Origin of the sequence: Haladaptatus sp. AB643 (genome assembly GCF_024136975.1) — an archaeon.
GTDB lineage: Archaea > Halobacteriota > Halobacteria > Halobacteriales > Haladaptataceae > Haladaptatus.
In genome coordinates, this window is record NZ_JAMYJW010000013.1 from 66,866 (window position 1) to 84,343 (window position 17,478).

Here is a 17,478-nt window from a genome sequence, read left to right on the forward strand (position 1 = left end):
CACCACACAAAATATACTCGGCGGTTGAACTGTCTCCGCTGGGTCCTGTCCCCGGCACATCGTCGAATACAGAGCTAAGTCGATGCGGTGCCAGTAGGTCTCATGAGCCTCGAAACCCTGTTCCGAGTGTTCGTGGCTGGCGTTCTCGTCGTCGCGCCGACGGTACTGTTTCTCGGTCTGTGGCGGGGGATGATGGCACTCCGCGACGGCGACCTCGTCAACCGGACGATGAACGGCGATTTCGGACCGATACCCGAATCGCCGATAACGGCCGCCATGTTCGGATACGGTGGCGTACAACGGTCCCGAACGACCAGTTCGACGGCCGGAGGACAAGTACGATGTGGACAGTGCGGTGCGGTGAATCCCGAGTACGCCGACTACTGCGGAAACTGTCTGGACGAACTGAAGTGATCGGGCCTAACAGTTACGATTCGTCGGTGCCTCATCTCACGAAATGACTGCCCGGTCCTCCATCGGTTTTCGCTCGTTGACCGACGAGATCGACCACGATTGTTCCGTCACCGGAACCCTGCCGGACTGGCTCTCGGGCACGCTGATTCGAAACGGTCCCGGCGCGTTCGAGATGGCCGGTTCGTCGGTGGACCACTGGTTCGACGGGTTGGCGATGCTCCACGCGTTCACCTTCGGCGACGGCGTCACCTACCGAAACCGATTCGTTCACAGCGACGCCTACCGATCCGCCCGAGAGGGGAACTTCGAGAGCGGGTTCGCGACGGGGAACACGACGCTCCGCGACCGCCTGAAGGCGTTCTTCTTCGAGAAACCGTACGACAACGCGAACATCATCGCCGAACGGATCGGCGACGACTATCTCGCATTGACGGAACTGCCGCGCTGGGTCGCGTTCGACCCGGACACGCTCGAAACGCTCGGTCACGTCCAGTACGACGGGCCGGAACCCGCCGGAAACCTCGCCTGTGCCCACCTGAAACGCGACCCGGTGACGGACGAACTCGTGAACTTCGAGACCTCGTTCGGGCGGAACTGCCACTATCACGTCCACTCGATACCCTCGGCGACCGACCGCGAACACATCTGCTCGATTCCCGTGGACGAACCCGCGTACATGCACAGTTTCGCGCTGACGCCGAACTACGTCGTCCTCACCGAGTTCCCGTTCGTGGTGAACCCGCTCGACTTCATCAAACCGGGTTCACAGGGCCCGTTCATCGAGAACTTCACGTGGAAACCGGAACGCGGGACGCGCTTTTTCGTCATCGACCGCCGACGCGGGACCGTCGTCGCGGCACTGCGGACGGAGGCGTTTTTCGGCTTCCACCACGCCAACGCCTACGAGGACGACGGCGAAATCGTCCTCGACCTCGAAACCGTGCCGGATGCGACCGCCATCGAGGTGTTGTACCTTGACAACCTTCGAGACGGTAATTTCGGCGGGCTGAGCGGCCGATTGGAGCGCTTTCGTGTCGATCCCGAATCGGAAACCGTCGAGCGCGAGCGGATGTACGACGGGACGGCGCTCCCGACGACGTCGCCCGACCGCTGGTGTCGAAAGCACCGATACGTCTACGCGCAATCGCCCGACCCACAGATGACGACGTGGCCCGAGGCGATTGCGAAGATAGACACCGAGACGCACCGGGCGGTGGAGTTCGCGGACGAGGGCAACTATCTGGGCGAACCGATTTTCGTTCCCAACCCGGACGGCGAGCGTGTGGACGACGGCGTCATCCTGACGCTCTCGCTCGACCCCGCAACCGAACGGTCGTCGCTGATCGTCGTGGACGGCGAGTCGCTCGCCGAACTCGCACGGGCCGAGGTCCCACACCCGATTCCGTTCGACTTCCACGGTCGATTTTTCCCCGAACTGACCGGCTAACGGTCACTCGGAACGCTCGGAGCGCTCCGAGCGTTCCGACCGGCCGCGTCGGTCGCGCCGTTCGCTCGCGATTCGAAACCCGTCGGTGTCCTCTCTTCCGGCGATTTCCCGCTGTGGGACGGGGATTTTGATCCCTTCACGGTCGAACGCCGTCTTCACCGACGCGATGACGTCGGTCGTCGCGCGCCATCGGCGGCGACTGCTCGGTCGGTCGATCCAGAACCGGAGTTCGAGCAGGACCGCCGACTCCCCGAACCCCGTCAGCACGGCGTCCGGTTGCGGGACGTTCAACACCACCCGGGAGTTTTCCATCGTCTCCTTCGCGATGTCGATGGCGCGATTCGGGTCCGAACCGTAGTCGATGCCGACTTCGACCTCCAACCTGAGCCGTCCCTTTCGGTTGTAGTTGACGAGCGTGTTCGACCCGACGAGGTCGTTCGGGAGGATCACGTACTTCCCCGAAAACGTCTCGATTCGTGTGGAAAACAGCGTAATGTCGGTGACGATGCCGTCGGTTCTCGTCCCGTCTTCCAGCGGCACCTGAATCCAGTCCCCGATCTCGAACGGCCGCGAGAACATGAGCGTGAACCCGGCGATGAGAGCACTCAATGTTTCGTTCGCGGCGAGACCGATGATGATGCCGAGGAATCCCGCGCCGATGAGGAACGCACGGATGTCCACCTGCCAGACGCTCAGCAACAACAGCGCAGCGAGGAGGTACACGCCGACCTCGGTGAGGCGGGAGAACACCTCACCCTGATGTCCCGTGAGTTGGCCGGTTTCCGTGGTAAATCGATCCACGGCCCGGACGAGCATGCCCGATCCGATGTAGGCCGCCGCGACGACGCCGACCGTGATGAGGACGCGGATACCGGTGGACCGTAGGTCGACGTTCGGCGCGTTCGGTTGTGCGCTCGGCCAGAGCGACAACGCATACTGGCCGATGAGGAGCGCGACGATGCCGCTCACGACGAGGAGAAAGACGTCCACCGCGCGTGGGTCGGTTCGACGCTTCAATCTGGGGGCGATCCGCCAGAGAAACCACACGGCGAAGACGAGAACCACCAGTAGAAACGTCGATTGCAGGACCCTGGCTCCCGGGATGGGAAGCAACGGAACGGGTCGGAACGAGTCGAGGGACAGCGGTGTCATGGCGAATCTCCGAGTGGTCGCTTTCTCCGTACCACGAAAACGAACCACAGAATCCGGACAATCGCTCTCTGCTTCAGTGTATCGGGTGGAATCGGTGATTTCGCCGCGACGTTCACTCCGCGCTCGAATTTCCCATCGTCTGGACGGTCCACTCCTCGGAATCGCGCAGGTAGTTCGGAATCTCCTCGGCGTCCAGTTTCTCGTGGATGTGGATGGTGTCGTCCTCGACCGCGCCGCGTCCGAGGTCGATGAAGAGCCGTTGGAGACCGTTTCGCCACTCCGCGTCCACCAACTGTCGCCAGCACGACTCGAAGGCGTCCTGTTCGGTTTGGCTGGGACCGCCGCTCTCGCGGGCGATTTCGAGACAGCACTCCGGACAGTTACAGACGGAGACGGGTTTCGTGAGGGCGTGAATGTGGCCGTCGAAGGTGACGACCGGCGCTTGTTGTTCCATCTGTCCGTGGCGTTCACACGTCGCGTCGTCCGGTTCCGTGCCGATGTAAATCGGGCGTCTGTTCTGTGACATGGGTCGGATGAAAAGGGTCATCGGTTGATAGGAGTATCAAGCTACTGGCGGCGATCAATTTATCAGAGGGACGAGGTGGCGCACAGAAAGCTCATATAGGGGCCGTAATAATCGGCACAACTGACATGCCCTTCCAGCGTCCCACTCGGCGGCGGTTCCTCGCCGGTCTCGGTGCCGGTGGCGTGACCGCCGTTTCCGGGTGTGCTTCCTCCCGCTCGACACCCGCGACCGCGGCGCTCGATTGGCCATCGGACGAGTGGCCGGTCGCCCACGGGACGCCGACGAACACGGGCTACACCCGCTCCAAGAGCGCACCGCGAACGAACCCACCGATGCACGTGTGGAAACTGTGGGAACGCGTCGAATCGGAGGACGAGAAAAAGAACATACTCCATGGGACGACCTCTAGTCCCATCGTTTCGAACGGAACGGTATTCGTCGCGACTGGACTTCCCAGCGGATTCACCATCGATGCCGACGGCAAACTGTACGCCCTCGACGCAACGACTGGAAAAACGAAGTGGTCGGCAACGCTTCCGAAGGGAGGAACCGGAACGCCAGCGGTCGCCGACGGACTCGTATTTGCGGGGTCGGCCGACCGCGCGCTGACGGCGTTCGACGCCGCGTCGGGTGCGGTTCGATGGAGAACAACGACGAGCGCACCCGTGGGAACCCCGACCGTCGCGGGAGGCAACGTTTACGTCGGCGACCGACACGGGTCGGTTCACGCGTTTCGGCGGACGGACGGAAAGCTCGAATGGCGGTACGGACAACGAACGCTCGGGTCGTTCTTTTCCGAGAAAACGTGGTGGATTCGGTCGAAACCGGCCGTTACGGACGACACGGTGTACGTCTCGACCGGCATCGGACAGAACGGCCGTACGACCAGCAGCAACCTTCTCGCGCTCTCCCGCGACGACGGGGGAGAACGCTGGCGGTACGAATTTTCACAGGACAGGTTTAGTTACGAACCGCCGCGCGCGCCGGTCGTCGCGGACGGAACCGTCTTCGTCTCCGATACCTCGCTCCACGCAGTCGATCCGTCAGATGGAACGAAACGGTGGCAGTTCGCGTTCGGCTACCGCCGACCGGTAAGTGCGCCTGCAGTCCACGACGGAAGCGTCTACATCGGCGCGAAAAACGTCTACTCAATCTCCGCCGAGGATGGTACCGAACAGTGGCGGTTCGTGAACCGGGCCTCAATGGCCACGATGGAACATCGTGTCCCGATGGAGAGCGCGCCAGTCGTCACCGACGAAACGGTGTACATCGGTGCTGGCGCGCTCGACTCGTCGTCCGGCGAAAAGTTGTGGGGCGACCTCGGGAATCAGGACGACAGTCAATTCTTCCTCTCCGATACCAACGAAAACGCCACGCTCGAAGGCCCCGCAATCGCGGGAGACGCGGTGTTCGTGGCGACGGAGTACGGGAGCATCATCCGGTTCGCGGATGGGGACGCATGAACCGCCGCGCGTTCCTCGTTACGGGCGGAATCGCCCTCGGTGCCGGGTGCTCCGGTCTGATGGGCCACTCGAAGCAGAAGACTCCGAAACCACCCGCGGAGTGCGCCATCGATTCGGACGTAACCCCCGGAACACCGGGATGGCCGAGTGCGTCGGGTGGCTCGAAGAACACGCGCTCGGTGCCGTCCGCAGATGGTCCGAGGCCGCCGTTGCAACTCGACTGGACGTTTACGACGGGCGGGCACGCGGCCGCCCCGGACCCCATCGTCGCGAACGGAACCGTCTACGCGACCAACTACGACGACGAAGTGCACGCCGTGGACGCGGAGACGGGGGAGCATCGCTGGCGAGTAACCATTCCGGTGAATTCGCGGGTGGCGGTCGCCGGAAATCGGCTGTTCATGGTGAGCGACGAGTCGCTTCGTGCGCTCGACACGGAAACCGGCGATGGCGTGTGGACGACCGAACTGACCGCCGAATCCAGCAGAATCTCGGGAAGGATACAGGTGACCGAGGACACGGTGTTCATCTTCGGACGCCTGTTCCTCTCCGCATTCGACACGAAGACGGGGGAACGACGATGGCGGTTCACAAGCGGCCTCCAAACCGAGAGCACACCGGCAATCTCCGACGGTGTCGTGTACGTCGGGAGCGACGACACCTACGTCTACGCGCTGAATGCGAAGACCGGGCAGCGGAGGTGGCGCTACAAAACAGATGGTCGCGTTTCCTGTGACATCGCGGTCGCTGCCGGTACCGTCTACGCCGGGTCGGAAGACGGGCACGTGCACGCCCTCGACGCGAAAACGGGGGAGAAACGCTGGAAACGCCGGGCTAAAAACGTCGAAATCATCGCTGTGGACGGTGGCCACGTGTACGCGGGTGGAGGACGGGGTGACACCTCGACACTGCACGCGTTTACAGCGGAAGAGGGGACTGCGTGCTGGTCCTCGGACGAGGACAAATTGGGATACACGGGCGTCATCGCCGCGAGTTCCGACAGGATCTATCTTCCGGTCGAGTTTTTCAGCGGCGGGGAGACACTCGGCGTGCTGAACCCGCAGACGGGCGAATGCGTGTGGCGAGACGAGGAATCCGGCATGAAGTTCCAAGGCGGCCTGGCCGTCGACGACGGTGCAGTGTATATCGGCGGTTGGGACGACGACAACGTGTTGGTCGTCGCCCGATTCGTCCCGAAGAACTAATCCTCGGTTTGGTCGCGCAGTTCCGTCCGGCGAATCTTTCCGGTCACCGTTTTCGGCAGTTCGTCCACGAACTCGACCTCCCTGGGATACTCGTGGGCGGACAATTCCTGTTTGACGTGGTTCTGAATGTCCTCGACGAGTTCGTCCGACGGGTCCGCGCTCGCGCTCGGGACGACGTAGGCCTTGACGATGTTGCCGCGTTCGCGGTGGGGTTTCGGCACCACGGCGGCCTCCGCGACGGCGGGGTGTTCGCCCAGCGAACTCTCGACCTCGAAGGGACCGATGCGGTAGCCCGCGCTCAGGATGACGTCGTCGGCACGCCCCTCGAACCAGAAGTAGCCGTCCTCGTCCAGATGACCGAGGTCGCCGGAGAGGTACCAGTCGTTCACGAAGCAATCCGCGGTCTTCTCGGGCTTGTTCCAGTACTCAGCGAAGAAACACGGATAGTTCCCGCGTTCGGCGATTTCGCCCGTCTCGCCGGGTTCCAGCGGTTCGCCGGTCTCCGGGTCCACGACGGCGGCCTCGATGCCCGGCAGCGGCTTACCCATGCTTCCCGGCCGCACCTCCATCGTCGGGTAGTTGTTGATGATCATGTTGCCCGTCTCGGTCTGGCCGTAGGTGTCGTGGATGGTGACGCCGAGCGTGTCCTCGCCCCACGCGACCACGCCCGCCGACAGCGGTTCGCCGATGGAGAGCGCGTGACGGAGGTCGAGGTCCACGCCCTCCAGCACGGACTCGTTCTCGCGGAGCATGCGGTAGGCCGTCGGGACGCTGAACAGCACCGAGATGGGGAACTCGTCCAGCAGGTCCGCCCACGTTTCGGGGTCGAACTCGCCCTCGTAGGTGAACTGGGTCGCCCCCCAGAACCACGCGCCGAGCGTGTTGATGGGCCCGGTCAACCACCCCAAATCGCCCGTGGACCAGTAGCAGTCCCCTGGTTGCAAATCGACGGCGAACTTCTGGGTCGCGGCGACGCCCGCGACCCAGCGGTGTTTGTGGAGGACGCCCTTCGCCAGTCCCGTCGTGCCGCTCGTGTAGTAGAGCAGCGCGTTATCCTCGCCACCCGTCTCGGCCATCTCGAACTCCTTGCTCGCGTTCGCCATCTCGGAGTGGTAGTCGATGTCGTCCCGTTGTGTCCCGGTTCGCTGCTCCCCGATGACGATGACGTGTTCGACCGATGGGGCGTCTTCGAGCGCCTTGTCCATCGTCTCCCTGTTTTCCGGCGTGGTGATGACCACCTTCGCATCGCAGTCGTCCAGTCGATAGGCGATGCCATCCGGACCGAACCGTTCGTTGATGCCGCCCCAGACGCCGCCCGCCTTGAGCGTCCCGATGAGCGCGACGTAGTGCTCGGGAATCCGCGGCAAGTAGGAGAACACGCGGTCGCCCGAATCGATGTGCTCCGAGAGGACGTTTGCGAAACGGTTCGATCGCTCCGCGAGTTGCCAGAACGTGAGCGTCTCGCGCTCGCCGTTCTTGCCCGCATAGTACAGTGCTACCTTCCCCCGGTCGTTCGCGTGGCGGTCACAAACCTCGTGCGCGATGTTCAACCGTTCGGGCGCGTTCCAGTCGGCGTCCGCATAGATGTCGTCCCACTCGAACGTCTCCCGCTCGCTGTCATAATCATGCAGATTGTGACCAGTCATCACGACGTATGTCGTAGACTGCACGTATAATCGTTATTCACATTTGCAATCATTTCGGCGGCGGCTTCCTTTCGGCACCCGTCGCACCGAGGGTTGTGTGTTGAGAGCCGCCCCCTCTAAAAGAGGGTGAAAACGAAACCAGAGAAAGAATGCCGATACTGATAGTAATCCGTGTGAATGGATCCCTCCGAGTCGTCACCCCTGTCATCTGAACCGCCACCCACCGAGGACGACGAGTCCTACCGAACCTCCTCGCTCGTCATCGATACCACGGACTCCGTCACTCGGCTTTTTTCGGTTCTCGCGAACGAAGAATCGCGTCTCATCATCTACACGCTCTTCCGGGAGGAGAAAACGACGGTTCCGCTGACGAAAATCACCCAAACGGTCGCGGCGACGGTTGATGGCGATACTGAATCGATCCGTGAACGGATAGTTCGCGTACATCTCCCGAACCTCGGTTTACTCGGGATCGTCGATTACGACCTCGCCGGAGACCCGCGCGTGTGGCTCTCGGAGAACGTGGACATCGTGAACAAACGACTGCTCCACGATGTCGTCGAACAAACCGAGCGATACGAACGTTCATAAACGGGTTGCAACCGGAGCCCAATAGTAGATGGTAGTTGACTGCAAACCCGTAGCCGGTGACGGAGAGTGACATATTCAGGGAGCATGTTTGAATGAGCACGGTCGTGGAATTCACCCTACCGACGGACGAGTTCGTCCTCGCCGAGACGTTTCGCGCGGTTCCAACCGCCACGTTCGAAATCATCCGATTGGTGGCACACGACGCGGACCGCGCATTTCCGTACCTCTGGGTGTCGAACAACGATATGGAAACCGTCGACGAGGCGCTCGCCACCGACCCGAGCACGGAGAACCTGGAACGAGTGTCCACGTTCGACGGGACGAGCCTGTATCGGATGGATTGGATCGACGCCATCGAGGTCATGATTCAAATCCTCGTTGAGGAGAACGGAGCGATCCTCAACGCCAACGGGACGAGCGAACGCTGGAAGATGCGGGCGCTGTTTCCGGACAGGGACTCGTTCTCACGCACGCACGACCATTGCAAGGAACGGGAGTTGACGATGACCATCGACCGCATCTACCCGCTCACGGATTTTCCACACGGCCAGTTCGGCTTGACGAAAGAACAGTATGCAGTGTTGGCCCTCGCCACTAAACGCGGATATTTCGACGTCCCACGCACCAGTTCGATGGCCGACCTCGCGGACGAACTCGGCATCAGCCAACAGGCGGTGTCGGAGCGGCTTCGGCGCGCCCACGACACGTTAGTCCGTGGGGCACTCGCGGTCGGTCCCGAGATCACGACCGAACCGGAAATCGGCCGATAGAAACGTTACGTCGGTATCGAATTCCCGATGAGTTGATCGTGTGCACGTCGGATCCGTTCGGACACCGCCTGGTGTGAGACCCCGATTCTGTCCGCCAGTTCGCCGACCGTGATTCCGCGTGGAATGTCGTAGTACCCGTGCTCGAACGCCAGTTGCAACACTTCCAATTGCTCTTCGCTGAAGTCGATCTGCTCCCCGGAAACGCCGTCCAGTTGCTGAAGCCGTCGAATCTCCATCGAGATACCACAGTCGGTACACCGATGATACAGCCTCGATGCCACCTCTCGGGTGGTGGTTCGGAACCGAAACGTCCAGTGTCGTTTCGTGGCGGAAACGTGACTGATGACGACATCATCTTCGAGGATCGTCTCGAAGACGGACTGCGGCGTCGATGTCCAGCGGACGGCAAAGAGCGTCGAACTCGCGTCCGAAACGATCGTTTTCACCGAAGCGAGGGTCGGATCCGTTCGGAGCACGTCGGCGACCTCTCGGTCGCTTTTCACACGGAGGAGCGGCGGGCCTGTCTCAGATCGGTACGAGATCGTGGGAAGGAGTTCGAACCGGGCCTCCGGGACCGATACGAACGTCTCTTCCAGGGCGAAATCCGCGACGGGAATCGCCACTTCGACGAGCGTGTTCATGTAGAGTAACGTCCAGCCAGCACCCAGTGGCTTTCACTCGTATATACAAGTCTTTTATATCCCCTCCAGTAGGCGTATTCCAACGACCGATCGGTCCGATTTCGAGCAAAAGTCTATTACACCCTCTACCCGTGCGTATCCCAACGATGTCTGAACCGTTCCGTTCGGACGATAGTGCTCGGGCGAACTCCTCGCTCGTCGAAACGGAAACGGGAGAGGAAGCCGCCTTTTTCAAGCATATCGTCCGAGACGCGCTCGATGCGGTGGTGACGGTATCCGGTGACGGAACCATCGTGTTCGCAAACGAGGCTGCCGGTCGAATGTTCGGCTACGACGTGGACACACTCCTCGGGGAGTCGATACGGAGGCTGTTTCCGGAACGTCACCGCGACGAGTATTTTGCGGAGTTCCGTGAGCAAGTCGAGGATGCCGACACGTCCACCGAATACACCGGCCTCGAACGAACCGGAGTCCGCCGGACCGGCGAGGAGTTTCCCATGTCGTTTTCCTTCCGTCGGCACCGGTATCACGATCGAACGCTGTTTACCACGACACTGCGCGATATCACCGACAGAAAGCGTCAGCAGAACGAACTCGAAATCGCGACCGAGAAGTATCGAACGCTGGTGGAGGCCGCACCCGACGCGATTTTCCTCGCCGACGTAGAGACGGGCAAGATCCTAGAAGCGAACCGAGCGGCGGCCGAACTCCTCGACCGACCGATAGAGGAACTCGTCGGAATGCACCAGTCCGATCTCCATCCGGAAGGGGAGTTGGAGCGATACAAGAACCTCTTCGAGCGGAGGCATGACCTCGACGAGTCGACCCCTGACGATCACAACATGTCCGTGATCGATTCGAACGGGAATCGAATCCCCATCGCCATCAACTCGACCAGTACCGAACTGAACGGTCGTCGGGTCGCACAGGGGATATTTCACGACATCAGCAACCGGAAACGACGTGAAGAAGCGCTCAGTTCGCTTCACGAGACGACGCACGAACTGCTCGAAACCTCATCACCCAAGCTCATCTGCCAGCACGCAGTGGAAACGGCCGTCGACGTGCTCGACCTGCCCGCTTCCGGTATCTATCTCCACGCGGAAGACAGGGACGTACTCGAACCCGAGGTGCTGACCGACACGGTCGAGGAATTGTTGAACGACGCGGTTCCGACGTACGCGCTCGACGACAACCTCGTCGGAACGGTCTTCGAGACGGGTGAACCGCGGGTGATCTCCGACTTCCAGACGACGCCGAACGTGGCACAGCGGGACACGCCGATGAGAAGCGCCATCATTACTCCGTTAGGCGAACACGGAGTGTTCATCACGGCGTCCCCGTCGCCGCGGGATTTCGACCGAATCGACTTCGACCTGATGCGTGTGCTGGCGGCGAACACCGAAGCCGCCTTGACCCGCGCGGAACGCGAGCGCGACGTCGCCCGCCAGCGCGACGAGTTGACGACGCTGAACCGTATCAACGCCATCGTTCGGGATATCAACCAAGCGCTCGTGGCCGCGCCGTCACGCGAAGAGATCGAACGAACCGTCTGCGAGCGACTGGCCGCTTCGGACGCCTATCACGGTGCGTTCATCGCTATGGGGTCGTCTACCGAAGAAGGAATGTTCGTCCAAACGGCCGCCGGAATCGACGACGAATATCTAGACGCGATGCCGGAGAACACCGCGGAGAGCGGACAGGGACCCGCCGCACTCGCGCTTCGGACAGGGGAACTCCAGATCGTGGAAGACGTGAAGTCCGATCCGTCATTCCCGCCGTCCCTTCGGAATGCTGCGCTCGACCAAGGATACAACTCTGCAGCCTACATTCCGATCGTCTATGGGGAGACCACGTACGGGGTATTGACCCTCTATACCGACGATCCGGCCGTCGTGGGCGAGCGCGAGCGGGACGTTTTCAGCGAGTTGGGGGAAACCATCGGTCACGCCATCAACGCGGTCGAAAGCAAGCGACTCCTCTACTCCGATCGTGTCGTCGAACTCGAATTCTCGCTCACGAACACGGAGTCGTTTTTCGTCACGACGTCCGACGAGTTGGAGTGTTCGCTCGACCTCGATGGGGTGGTTCCGTCGAGCGACGGAACGTACATCTTCTACGTTACCGCGAGCGGCGTTTCGCCGGAGCGGATACTCGAACGGGCGTCCGAATCATCGATCGTCGAACGTGCTCGTCTGGTTCAAAAGCGGGACGAGGAAGCCATGCTGGAGGTCGCGTTTCACCGTACGGCGACGATCGCGCAAGCGCTCATCGAACGCGGTGCGTACGTCCTGCGCGGGTCGATAACGGACGGTGAGGGAAGCATCGTCGTCGAAGTGCCGGGAAACACCCGTATCCGTCCGTTCTTGGACGCAGTCGAGTCGGTGTACTCCGAAGGGAACCTGCTCTCGAAGCAGTCCCGCGAACGACCGTTTCACTCGACGTCCGGCTTTTATCACGAACTCAGCGAGACGCTCACCGAGCGACAGGCGGAAATTCTCCACGCAGCGTATCTCGCGGGATACTTCGACTATCCCCGTGCGAGTTCCGGCAAGGAGTTGGCCGAAACGCTGGACATCTCCTCACCGACGTTCCATCAACACCTCCAAGCGGCCGAGCGGAAGTTCCTCACGCTGCTGTTCGCGGGACAGTCGGGTATCGTCTGAGTTCGATACCTCAGTATTGAGGCAAAGGACTGGTACCCTCAGAACAGTTCGTAAGAGATGATGAGCGACTCGGAGCAACCAAACGACACCCATTTAGACACGAGTCGAAACCATCCGGAAGAGGAGTGTGACAGTTCGCTCCCCACCGGAACCGTGGAGCGAATTCTCTCGGACCAACAGCGACGTGTACTCTGTGAGTATCTCTCGAACAACGGGATCGCCTCGATGGACGAACTTATCGATCTACTTGCGGACGAGGGGTGTAGCGACGAAACGGCGTTGATTCGGCTTCACCACATTCATCTCCCGATGTTGGAGGACTGTGGGATCCTGGCCTACGAAGCGCGAAGCGAGACCGTCCGGTACTGGGGGCACGAGGAAGTCGAACGGAGAATGGACCTCTGCCGGACCATCTCGTCCGCGTTGGACGAAGGGAAGAGCAGTCCCAAGACCCGAACGTAATCGAACGGTACGGCCATGCGGAATCGCTGGCGTCTTTTCCAAACCGCTTGCCCTCATAGTGATCGTTCGGTACCGGCAACCATTCCCACCCAGGTAGGACAACTGTTCGACAATTTTCGGGCGGAAAGGAGTGGTTTGGGGGCTCTGTTCACGCCGAAGATACCATATCAATTCGAATAACGACATACGTGAGAATGGCGTGCCCTCTTTGGGGTGGAAACATATGTCAATGGACGCGGTCGTATACCAAGGACCGCACGACGTAGAAGTCGAAGAAGTAGACGAACCAGAAATCGAACACCCGAACGATGTCGTCATCGACATCACCACGAGCGCCATCTGCGGGTCGGACCTCCACATGTACGAGGGACGGACGGACGCCGACCCCGGCATCGTCTTCGGTCACGAGAACATGGGTATCGTGGACGAAGTGGGCGACGGCGTGACGACGCTCGAAGAGGGGGACCGCGTCGTCCTCCCGTTCAACGTCGCCTGTGGCGTGTGTAAGAACTGCGAGAACGGCTATACTGGGTTCTGCCTGAACGTGAACCCTGGCTTCGCCGGTGGGGCGTACGGATACGTCGCAATGGGGCCGTATAAGGGCGGACAGGCGGAACGGCTCCGCGTGCCGTTCGCGGACTTCAACGCGCTCAAACTCCCGGAAGGGACGGAACACGAGGATTCGTTCATCCTGCTCGCGGACATCTTCCCGACGGGATGGCACGGGACCGAACTGGCGAACCTCCAACCCGGCGAATCGGTCGCCATCTTCGGTGCTGGCCCGGTCGGACTGATGGCCGCCTACAGCGCGAAGATCAAGGGCGCGGCGGAAATTTACGTGGTCGACAGGGTCGACAGTCGACTCGAACTCGCCGAGAAGCACTGTGATGCGACGCCCATCAACTTCGAGGAGAGCGACCCGGTCGAGCAGATCAAGAACATCCACGGCAGCGGCGTGGACAAAGGCGTTGACGCGGTCGGATACCAAGCCGTGGACCCCGACACCGACGTGGGCGACGACGCCTACGACCCGGCACGGGAGAACCCCGCAGTGGTTCTCAACCAACTGATTCAGGTCGTCCGGGCGACCGGACAACTCGGCGTCCCCGGCCTGTACGTCCCCTCGGACCCCGGAGCACCGGACGAGATGGCCGCACAGGGCCGCCTCGGCATCGACTTCGGGAAGTTCTTCGAGAAGGGTCTCAAGGTCGGGACCGGACAATGTAACGTCAAGGAGTACAACCGCCAACTCCGCGACCTCATCATTCAGGGCCGCGCCGACCCGAGTTTCGTCGTCTCACATCGCGTCGAACTCGATGACGCGCCCGAGATGTACGAGCGATTCGACAGCCGTGAAGAAGGCGTGACGAAAGTGTTGCTCGAACCCTGAACTAACTCGATTCTCGCTTTTTTTGGTGTCGTGATATGGGGAGGAACAGGTACCGACACAGCTACGGCACTTCGTGGGGACGAAGCGTCCAATTAGCAGTGCTGCACTGCTTTGCTCTCGTAATACAAGCCAGAACCGGGTTCTATCCTGAAAATTATCCCCACACAATCCGTCTTGCCATGGACCTGTGTGGTCGTATCGACGGTTACCGGAGTATCGTCCACCGAGACCATGACGACGTAACGGCCGGAATGCTTGACTGGGCGTTCGGTGTAGTAGACGGACGATTTTGGCGACATACCCGAGTACGTCTCCAGGTGATGAGTCTCTGCCAGTACAATCTTCGATGCATCCTTTACCCGTAGGTGGACATCGACCGCGTGATTTCGCTTGTTTTTGATGGAGATGAAGTTGATTCTCGATTTCGGTTCGGGCTTCGAGCGCGAGAGGCATCCAGCACCGGCAATCAGGGAGCTACTGACGCCCCCCAGAACAGCACGACGTGAGAGATATCCCATCCGTATACGGGAGATTAATCACACTCAGCATATGCTTTGAGGTCGTCATTCGCCACCCCGTAGAACGAACACCGTCCAACCTGACTATCGATCGATATGCGAAACGGTAATGAATACCTTGCAAACAATGAGTGCTAGTTAATGTCTGTCGCACTCCTTCGTTCACATGGTGGTTAGCATATGCGAACACGAGTGCGACGATCGGCAGGCAGAACCGAGAAAGAGCGGCAACTCCAGCAACTCGCGCGGCTTCAGCGGCAGATAACCGAACAGCGACGAAAGATCGCCGAGATGGAACGGATCCGGGACGAGATGCTCCGCAGGGGGGCGGGCTCAGTCGCGTACGAGGGAGTCTGTGCGGAGTGCGGTATCGGCGTCATCGTTCGGAAGAACGACTCGCTTCGCTGTACCTCGTGTGACTTCCACTACAACCTCTAAGCCTGCGCGTCCTCGACCTTCTCGGCGTAGCGTTCGAGTTCCCCGGCGAGCGTCCGCGCCTCGTCGGGCGAGAGCGACACCGTGTCGGCGTGCGCCGGGAGGTTGTCCAGCGTGCCGTTGTCCAGTTCGAGTTGGAGCAGGACTTCGTCCGGATTCTTCCGCGGCGTTTTGACGTTCAACACGGCCATTGCTTCGTCCGTCCAGCCGTGGCCCTCCGCGACGGCGTCGAGCAGGTCGAACGTGGTGTAGGCGTTCACCGAGAGGACGCGGTCCGCCATCTCAGTCATCCCCCGAAACCGCGCGAGACGGTCGCCTTCGGCGCTGCGACTCGCTGGCTTCCGGGACTCCTTTGCTACGCTCAGTCATCGCCGGAAATCGGGTCGGCCGGGCTGTTGGGGGCCGGACTGGCGTCCATGTCGTCGTCCTCGGCGTACGGGTACCACGTCTTCTTCGTGTTGTGCATGTACGGGTCCTCGTAGCTGGTCTCCTCGGGGCTGGCGAGGGTTTCGAGTTCCTCGGCGTGGAGCGAGTGCACGAACTCGCGGAACGTCTGGCCGTCCTCGCGTCGGGCCGCGAAGCCGTCGATGAGGTTGCGAATTGCGCCGGGCACCTCGTCCACGGCGATGCGCTCCTGGATCCACGTCGCGAAGCTCGGTTCCTTGCCGAGTCCGCCGCCGACGCCGATGTCGAGGGCTTCGACGGTTTCGCCGTCCTTGCGCGTCTTCATGCCGCGCAGGCTGATGTCGGCGATCTGCGGCTGAGCACAGGACGCGGTACAGCCGGAGAGGTGAATGTGGAAGTTCTCAACGTCGTCCGGAAGTTCCACGTTCTCCTTGAGCCAGCGCGAGAGACGCACTTGGCGGTTCTTCGTCTCCACGATGGAGAGCGAACAGAACTCCGTTCCCGTACAGGCGATGGAACCGCGCTGGAACGGGTGCGGGTCGGGGCTGTAGCGTTCGAGGACGGGTTCGTCGAGCAGGGCGTCGAGGTTCTCCTCGGGAATGTCCGTCAGGATGATGTTCTGGCGCTGGGAGAGTCGCGCCTCGCCGGAGCCGTACTTCTCGGCGATGTCGGCCAGTTCGATCATTTCCTCGGCACCGACGCGGCCGACGAGGACGTTCAAGCCGACGTAGTAGTTCCCGTCGGGTTGCTCGTGCACGCCGACGTGGTCGGCGTGCCCGTGGTCGTCCGGGACGCCCGCGTTGTACGAGTACTCCTCGCGTAGGTCGTCGCCCGCCGTCTTGAGGTAGAAATCCACGTACTCCTCCTGAAGCGTCTTACGGACCTTCTCCGGCCCCCACTCGTCCACGAGGAACTTGATGCGGGCGCGGCGGCGGTTGTCGCGGTTACCGTAGTCGCGGAACAGTCCCGAAAGCCCACCGAGGACGGGGACGACCTCGTCGGGTTCGGCGAACACGTCGATGTCGCGGGCGAAGCGCGCTTCGCGGCCCGCCAGACCCCCGCCGACGCGGACGTTGAACCCGCGGACGGTCTCGCCGTCGATTTCCTTCTCGGCGGGTTCGATTCCGATGTCGTTGATGTCGCCCTGGCCACAGCCTTCGCGGCAGCCAGTCACCGACACCTTCCACTTCCGGGGGAGGTTCTCGTATTCGGGGTTGCCCTTGAAGTTCTCGTTGAGGTCCTTGACGACGGGAACCGCGTCCACGAACTCTCGTTTGTCCTTTCCGGAGACCGGACAGCCGACGATGTTCCGCCACGAGTCACCGCAGGCCTGCTTGGTGGAGAGACCGGCGTCTTCCAAGCGGTCCCAGATCTTCGGCACGTCTTCGATGTTTATCCAGTGAAGTTGGACGGCCTGTCGCGTCGTCACGTCGGCGTAGCCGTTGCCGAACTCCGGGTTCGCGGCCGGGCCGGTGGCGAAGTCGCGGGCGATCTCCCCGATGACCCGGAGCTGACCGGGTTCGAGGTAGCCGCTCGGCGGCCCGATGCGCATCATAAAGTAACTTTCCTGGCCGTCGCGCTGGTGGTACAGCCCCCACCATTTGAACCGCTCGAACCACTCGTCGTGTTCGTCCTCCGGGATGGCTTCCCAGCCCTCCTCGGCGAATCGACGCATGTGGTCCTTGATCTCTTCCCCATAGATATCGTCCTTCCATTTCTCTACGTCGGTCGGCATGGGAATCGCTAC

The 17,478-nt window shown here is 61.3% G+C and carries 16 protein-coding genes; 10 read left to right on the plus strand and 6 right to left on the minus strand.

Annotation, left to right across the window (positions count from 1 at the left end; all coding sequences use genetic code 11):
• Positions 1-102: 102 nt before the first annotated feature.
• Both NKF25_RS20665 and NKF25_RS20670 read left to right on the plus strand, forming a co-directional pair.
• A complete protein-coding gene (locus tag NKF25_RS20665) occupies positions 103-414 on the plus strand; it encodes a hypothetical protein (RefSeq protein WP_253228529.1) in 312 nt (103 codons plus the stop codon).
• 43 nt (positions 415-457) lie between these two features.
• Positions 458-1,861, plus strand: coding sequence for a carotenoid oxygenase family protein (locus tag NKF25_RS20670; RefSeq protein ID WP_253228530.1), 1,404 nt, complete (start codon positions 458-460; stop codon positions 1,859-1,861).
• A gap of 3 nt (positions 1,862-1,864) precedes the next feature.
• Here NKF25_RS20670 and NKF25_RS20675 read toward each other — a convergent pair whose 3' ends face one another.
• Together NKF25_RS20675 and NKF25_RS20680 are read right to left on the minus strand one after the other, a co-directional pair.
• The gene (locus tag NKF25_RS20675; RefSeq protein ID WP_253228531.1) at positions 1,865-3,013 is read right to left on the minus strand and encodes a mechanosensitive ion channel family protein; all 1,149 of its coding nucleotides are present in this window, start codon (positions 3,011-3,013) and stop codon (positions 1,865-1,867) included.
• Between the two features lie 112 nt (positions 3,014-3,125).
• A complete protein-coding gene (locus tag NKF25_RS20680; RefSeq protein ID WP_253228532.1) occupies positions 3,126-3,539 on the minus strand; it encodes a hypothetical protein in 414 nt (137 codons plus the stop codon).
• Between the two features lie 125 nt (positions 3,540-3,664).
• Between NKF25_RS20680 and NKF25_RS20685 the strand changes: the two genes are divergently transcribed.
• Both NKF25_RS20685 and NKF25_RS20690 read left to right on the plus strand, forming a co-directional pair.
• Positions 3,665-5,002 carry a PQQ-binding-like beta-propeller repeat protein gene (locus NKF25_RS20685; protein ID WP_253228533.1) on the plus strand — a complete coding sequence of 446 codons (1,338 nt, stop codon included), beginning with the start codon at positions 3,665-3,667 and terminating at the stop codon, positions 5,000-5,002.
• The gene (locus tag NKF25_RS20690) at positions 4,999-6,207 is read left to right on the plus strand and encodes a PQQ-binding-like beta-propeller repeat protein (RefSeq protein ID WP_253228534.1); all 1,209 of its coding nucleotides are present in this window, start codon (positions 4,999-5,001) and stop codon (positions 6,205-6,207) included. The genes NKF25_RS20685 and NKF25_RS20690 overlap by 4 nt, the downstream gene beginning before the upstream one ends.
• Here NKF25_RS20690 and NKF25_RS20695 read toward each other — a convergent pair.
• Complete coding sequence (locus NKF25_RS20695) at positions 6,204-7,853, minus strand: AMP-binding protein (protein WP_253228535.1); 1,650 nt, start codon at positions 7,851-7,853, stop codon at positions 6,204-6,206. The genes NKF25_RS20690 and NKF25_RS20695 overlap by 4 nt on opposite strands.
• Positions 7,854-8,030: 177 nt before the next feature.
• On the opposite strand from NKF25_RS20695, the gene NKF25_RS20700 reads away from it, so the two are divergent.
• Together NKF25_RS20700 and NKF25_RS20705 are read left to right on the plus strand one after the other, a co-directional pair.
• Positions 8,031-8,444 (plus strand): hypothetical protein, encoded by a 414-nt coding sequence (locus NKF25_RS20700; RefSeq protein ID WP_253228536.1) that lies wholly within the window; start codon positions 8,031-8,033, stop codon positions 8,442-8,444.
• Positions 8,445-8,536: 92 nt separating this feature from the next.
• Positions 8,537-9,214 (plus strand): helix-turn-helix domain-containing protein, encoded by a 678-nt coding sequence (locus NKF25_RS20705; RefSeq protein ID WP_253228537.1) that lies wholly within the window; start codon positions 8,537-8,539, stop codon positions 9,212-9,214.
• Between the two features lie 5 nt (positions 9,215-9,219).
• Here the strand turns inward: NKF25_RS20705 and NKF25_RS20710 are convergent, their stop codons facing one another.
• Positions 9,220-9,855, minus strand: coding sequence for a helix-turn-helix domain-containing protein (locus NKF25_RS20710; protein ID WP_253228538.1), 636 nt, complete (start codon positions 9,853-9,855; stop codon positions 9,220-9,222).
• Between the two features lie 146 nt (positions 9,856-10,001).
• On the opposite strand from NKF25_RS20710, the gene NKF25_RS20715 reads away from it, so the two are divergent.
• The 4 genes from NKF25_RS20715 (at position 10,002) to NKF25_RS20730 (ending at position 15,329) form a co-directional block, all read left to right on the plus strand.
• A complete protein-coding gene (locus NKF25_RS20715; protein WP_253228539.1) occupies positions 10,002-12,521 on the plus strand; it encodes a PAS domain S-box protein in 2,520 nt (839 codons plus the stop codon).
• A 60-nt stretch (positions 12,522-12,581) separates the two neighbouring features.
• Complete coding sequence (locus tag NKF25_RS20720) at positions 12,582-12,983, plus strand: hypothetical protein (protein WP_253228540.1); 402 nt, start codon at positions 12,582-12,584, stop codon at positions 12,981-12,983.
• A 229-nt stretch (positions 12,984-13,212) separates the two neighbouring features.
• Complete coding sequence (locus NKF25_RS20725) at positions 13,213-14,373, plus strand: glutathione-independent formaldehyde dehydrogenase (RefSeq protein ID WP_253228600.1); 1,161 nt, start codon at positions 13,213-13,215, stop codon at positions 14,371-14,373.
• 698 nt (positions 14,374-15,071) lie between these two features.
• Entirely contained in the window at positions 15,072-15,329 is a 258-nt protein-coding gene (locus NKF25_RS20730; RefSeq protein WP_253228541.1) for a hypothetical protein, read from the plus strand.
• Here the strand turns inward: NKF25_RS20730 and NKF25_RS20735 are convergent.
• Positions 15,326-15,607 carry a DUF6360 family protein gene (locus NKF25_RS20735; protein ID WP_253228542.1) on the minus strand — a complete coding sequence of 94 codons (282 nt, stop codon included), beginning with the start codon at positions 15,605-15,607 and terminating at the stop codon, positions 15,326-15,328. The two genes, NKF25_RS20730 and NKF25_RS20735, sit on opposite strands and share 4 nt — an antisense overlap.
• A gap of 80 nt (positions 15,608-15,687) precedes the next feature.
• On the minus strand, positions 15,688-17,466 hold the full coding sequence (locus tag NKF25_RS20740; RefSeq protein ID WP_253228543.1) for a ferredoxin--nitrite reductase: 1,779 nt from the start codon (positions 17,464-17,466) through the stop codon (positions 15,688-15,690).
• Between the last annotated feature and the right edge of the window lie 12 nt (positions 17,467-17,478).

What these genes read in the sequence shown, in the direction of transcription:
- NKF25_RS20665 (WP_253228529.1), top strand. Translation starts at nt 103, where the DNA reads ATGAGCCTCGAAACCCTGTTCCGAGTGTTCGTGGCTGGCGTTCTCGTC.
- NKF25_RS20670 (WP_253228530.1), top strand. Translation starts at nt 458, where the DNA reads ATGACTGCCCGGTCCTCCATCGGTTTTCGCTCGTTGACCGACGAGATC.
- NKF25_RS20675 (WP_253228531.1), bottom strand. Translation starts at nt 3,013, where the DNA reads ATGACACCGCTGTCCCTCGACTCGTTCCGACCCGTTCCGTTGCTTCCC.
- NKF25_RS20680 (WP_253228532.1), bottom strand. Translation starts at nt 3,539, where the DNA reads ATGTCACAGAACAGACGCCCGATTTACATCGGCACGGAACCGGACGAC.
- NKF25_RS20685 (WP_253228533.1), top strand. Translation starts at nt 3,665, where the DNA reads ATGCCCTTCCAGCGTCCCACTCGGCGGCGGTTCCTCGCCGGTCTCGGT.
- NKF25_RS20690 (WP_253228534.1), top strand. Translation starts at nt 4,999, where the DNA reads ATGAACCGCCGCGCGTTCCTCGTTACGGGCGGAATCGCCCTCGGTGCC.
- NKF25_RS20695 (WP_253228535.1), bottom strand. Translation starts at nt 7,853, where the DNA reads ATGACTGGTCACAATCTGCATGATTATGACAGCGAGCGGGAGACGTTC.
- NKF25_RS20700 (WP_253228536.1), top strand. Translation starts at nt 8,031, where the DNA reads ATGGATCCCTCCGAGTCGTCACCCCTGTCATCTGAACCGCCACCCACC.
- NKF25_RS20705 (WP_253228537.1), top strand. Translation starts at nt 8,537, where the DNA reads ATGAGCACGGTCGTGGAATTCACCCTACCGACGGACGAGTTCGTCCTC.
- NKF25_RS20710 (WP_253228538.1), bottom strand. Translation starts at nt 9,855, where the DNA reads ATGAACACGCTCGTCGAAGTGGCGATTCCCGTCGCGGATTTCGCCCTG.
- NKF25_RS20715 (WP_253228539.1), top strand. Translation starts at nt 10,002, where the DNA reads ATGTCTGAACCGTTCCGTTCGGACGATAGTGCTCGGGCGAACTCCTCG.
- NKF25_RS20720 (WP_253228540.1), top strand. Translation starts at nt 12,582, where the DNA reads ATGAGCGACTCGGAGCAACCAAACGACACCCATTTAGACACGAGTCGA.
- NKF25_RS20725 (WP_253228600.1), top strand. Translation starts at nt 13,213, where the DNA reads ATGGACGCGGTCGTATACCAAGGACCGCACGACGTAGAAGTCGAAGAA.
- NKF25_RS20730 (WP_253228541.1), top strand. Translation starts at nt 15,072, where the DNA reads ATGCGAACACGAGTGCGACGATCGGCAGGCAGAACCGAGAAAGAGCGG.
- NKF25_RS20735 (WP_253228542.1), bottom strand. Translation starts at nt 15,607, where the DNA reads ATGGCGGACCGCGTCCTCTCGGTGAACGCCTACACCACGTTCGACCTG.
- NKF25_RS20740 (WP_253228543.1), bottom strand. Translation starts at nt 17,466, where the DNA reads ATGCCGACCGACGTAGAGAAATGGAAGGACGATATCTATGGGGAAGAG.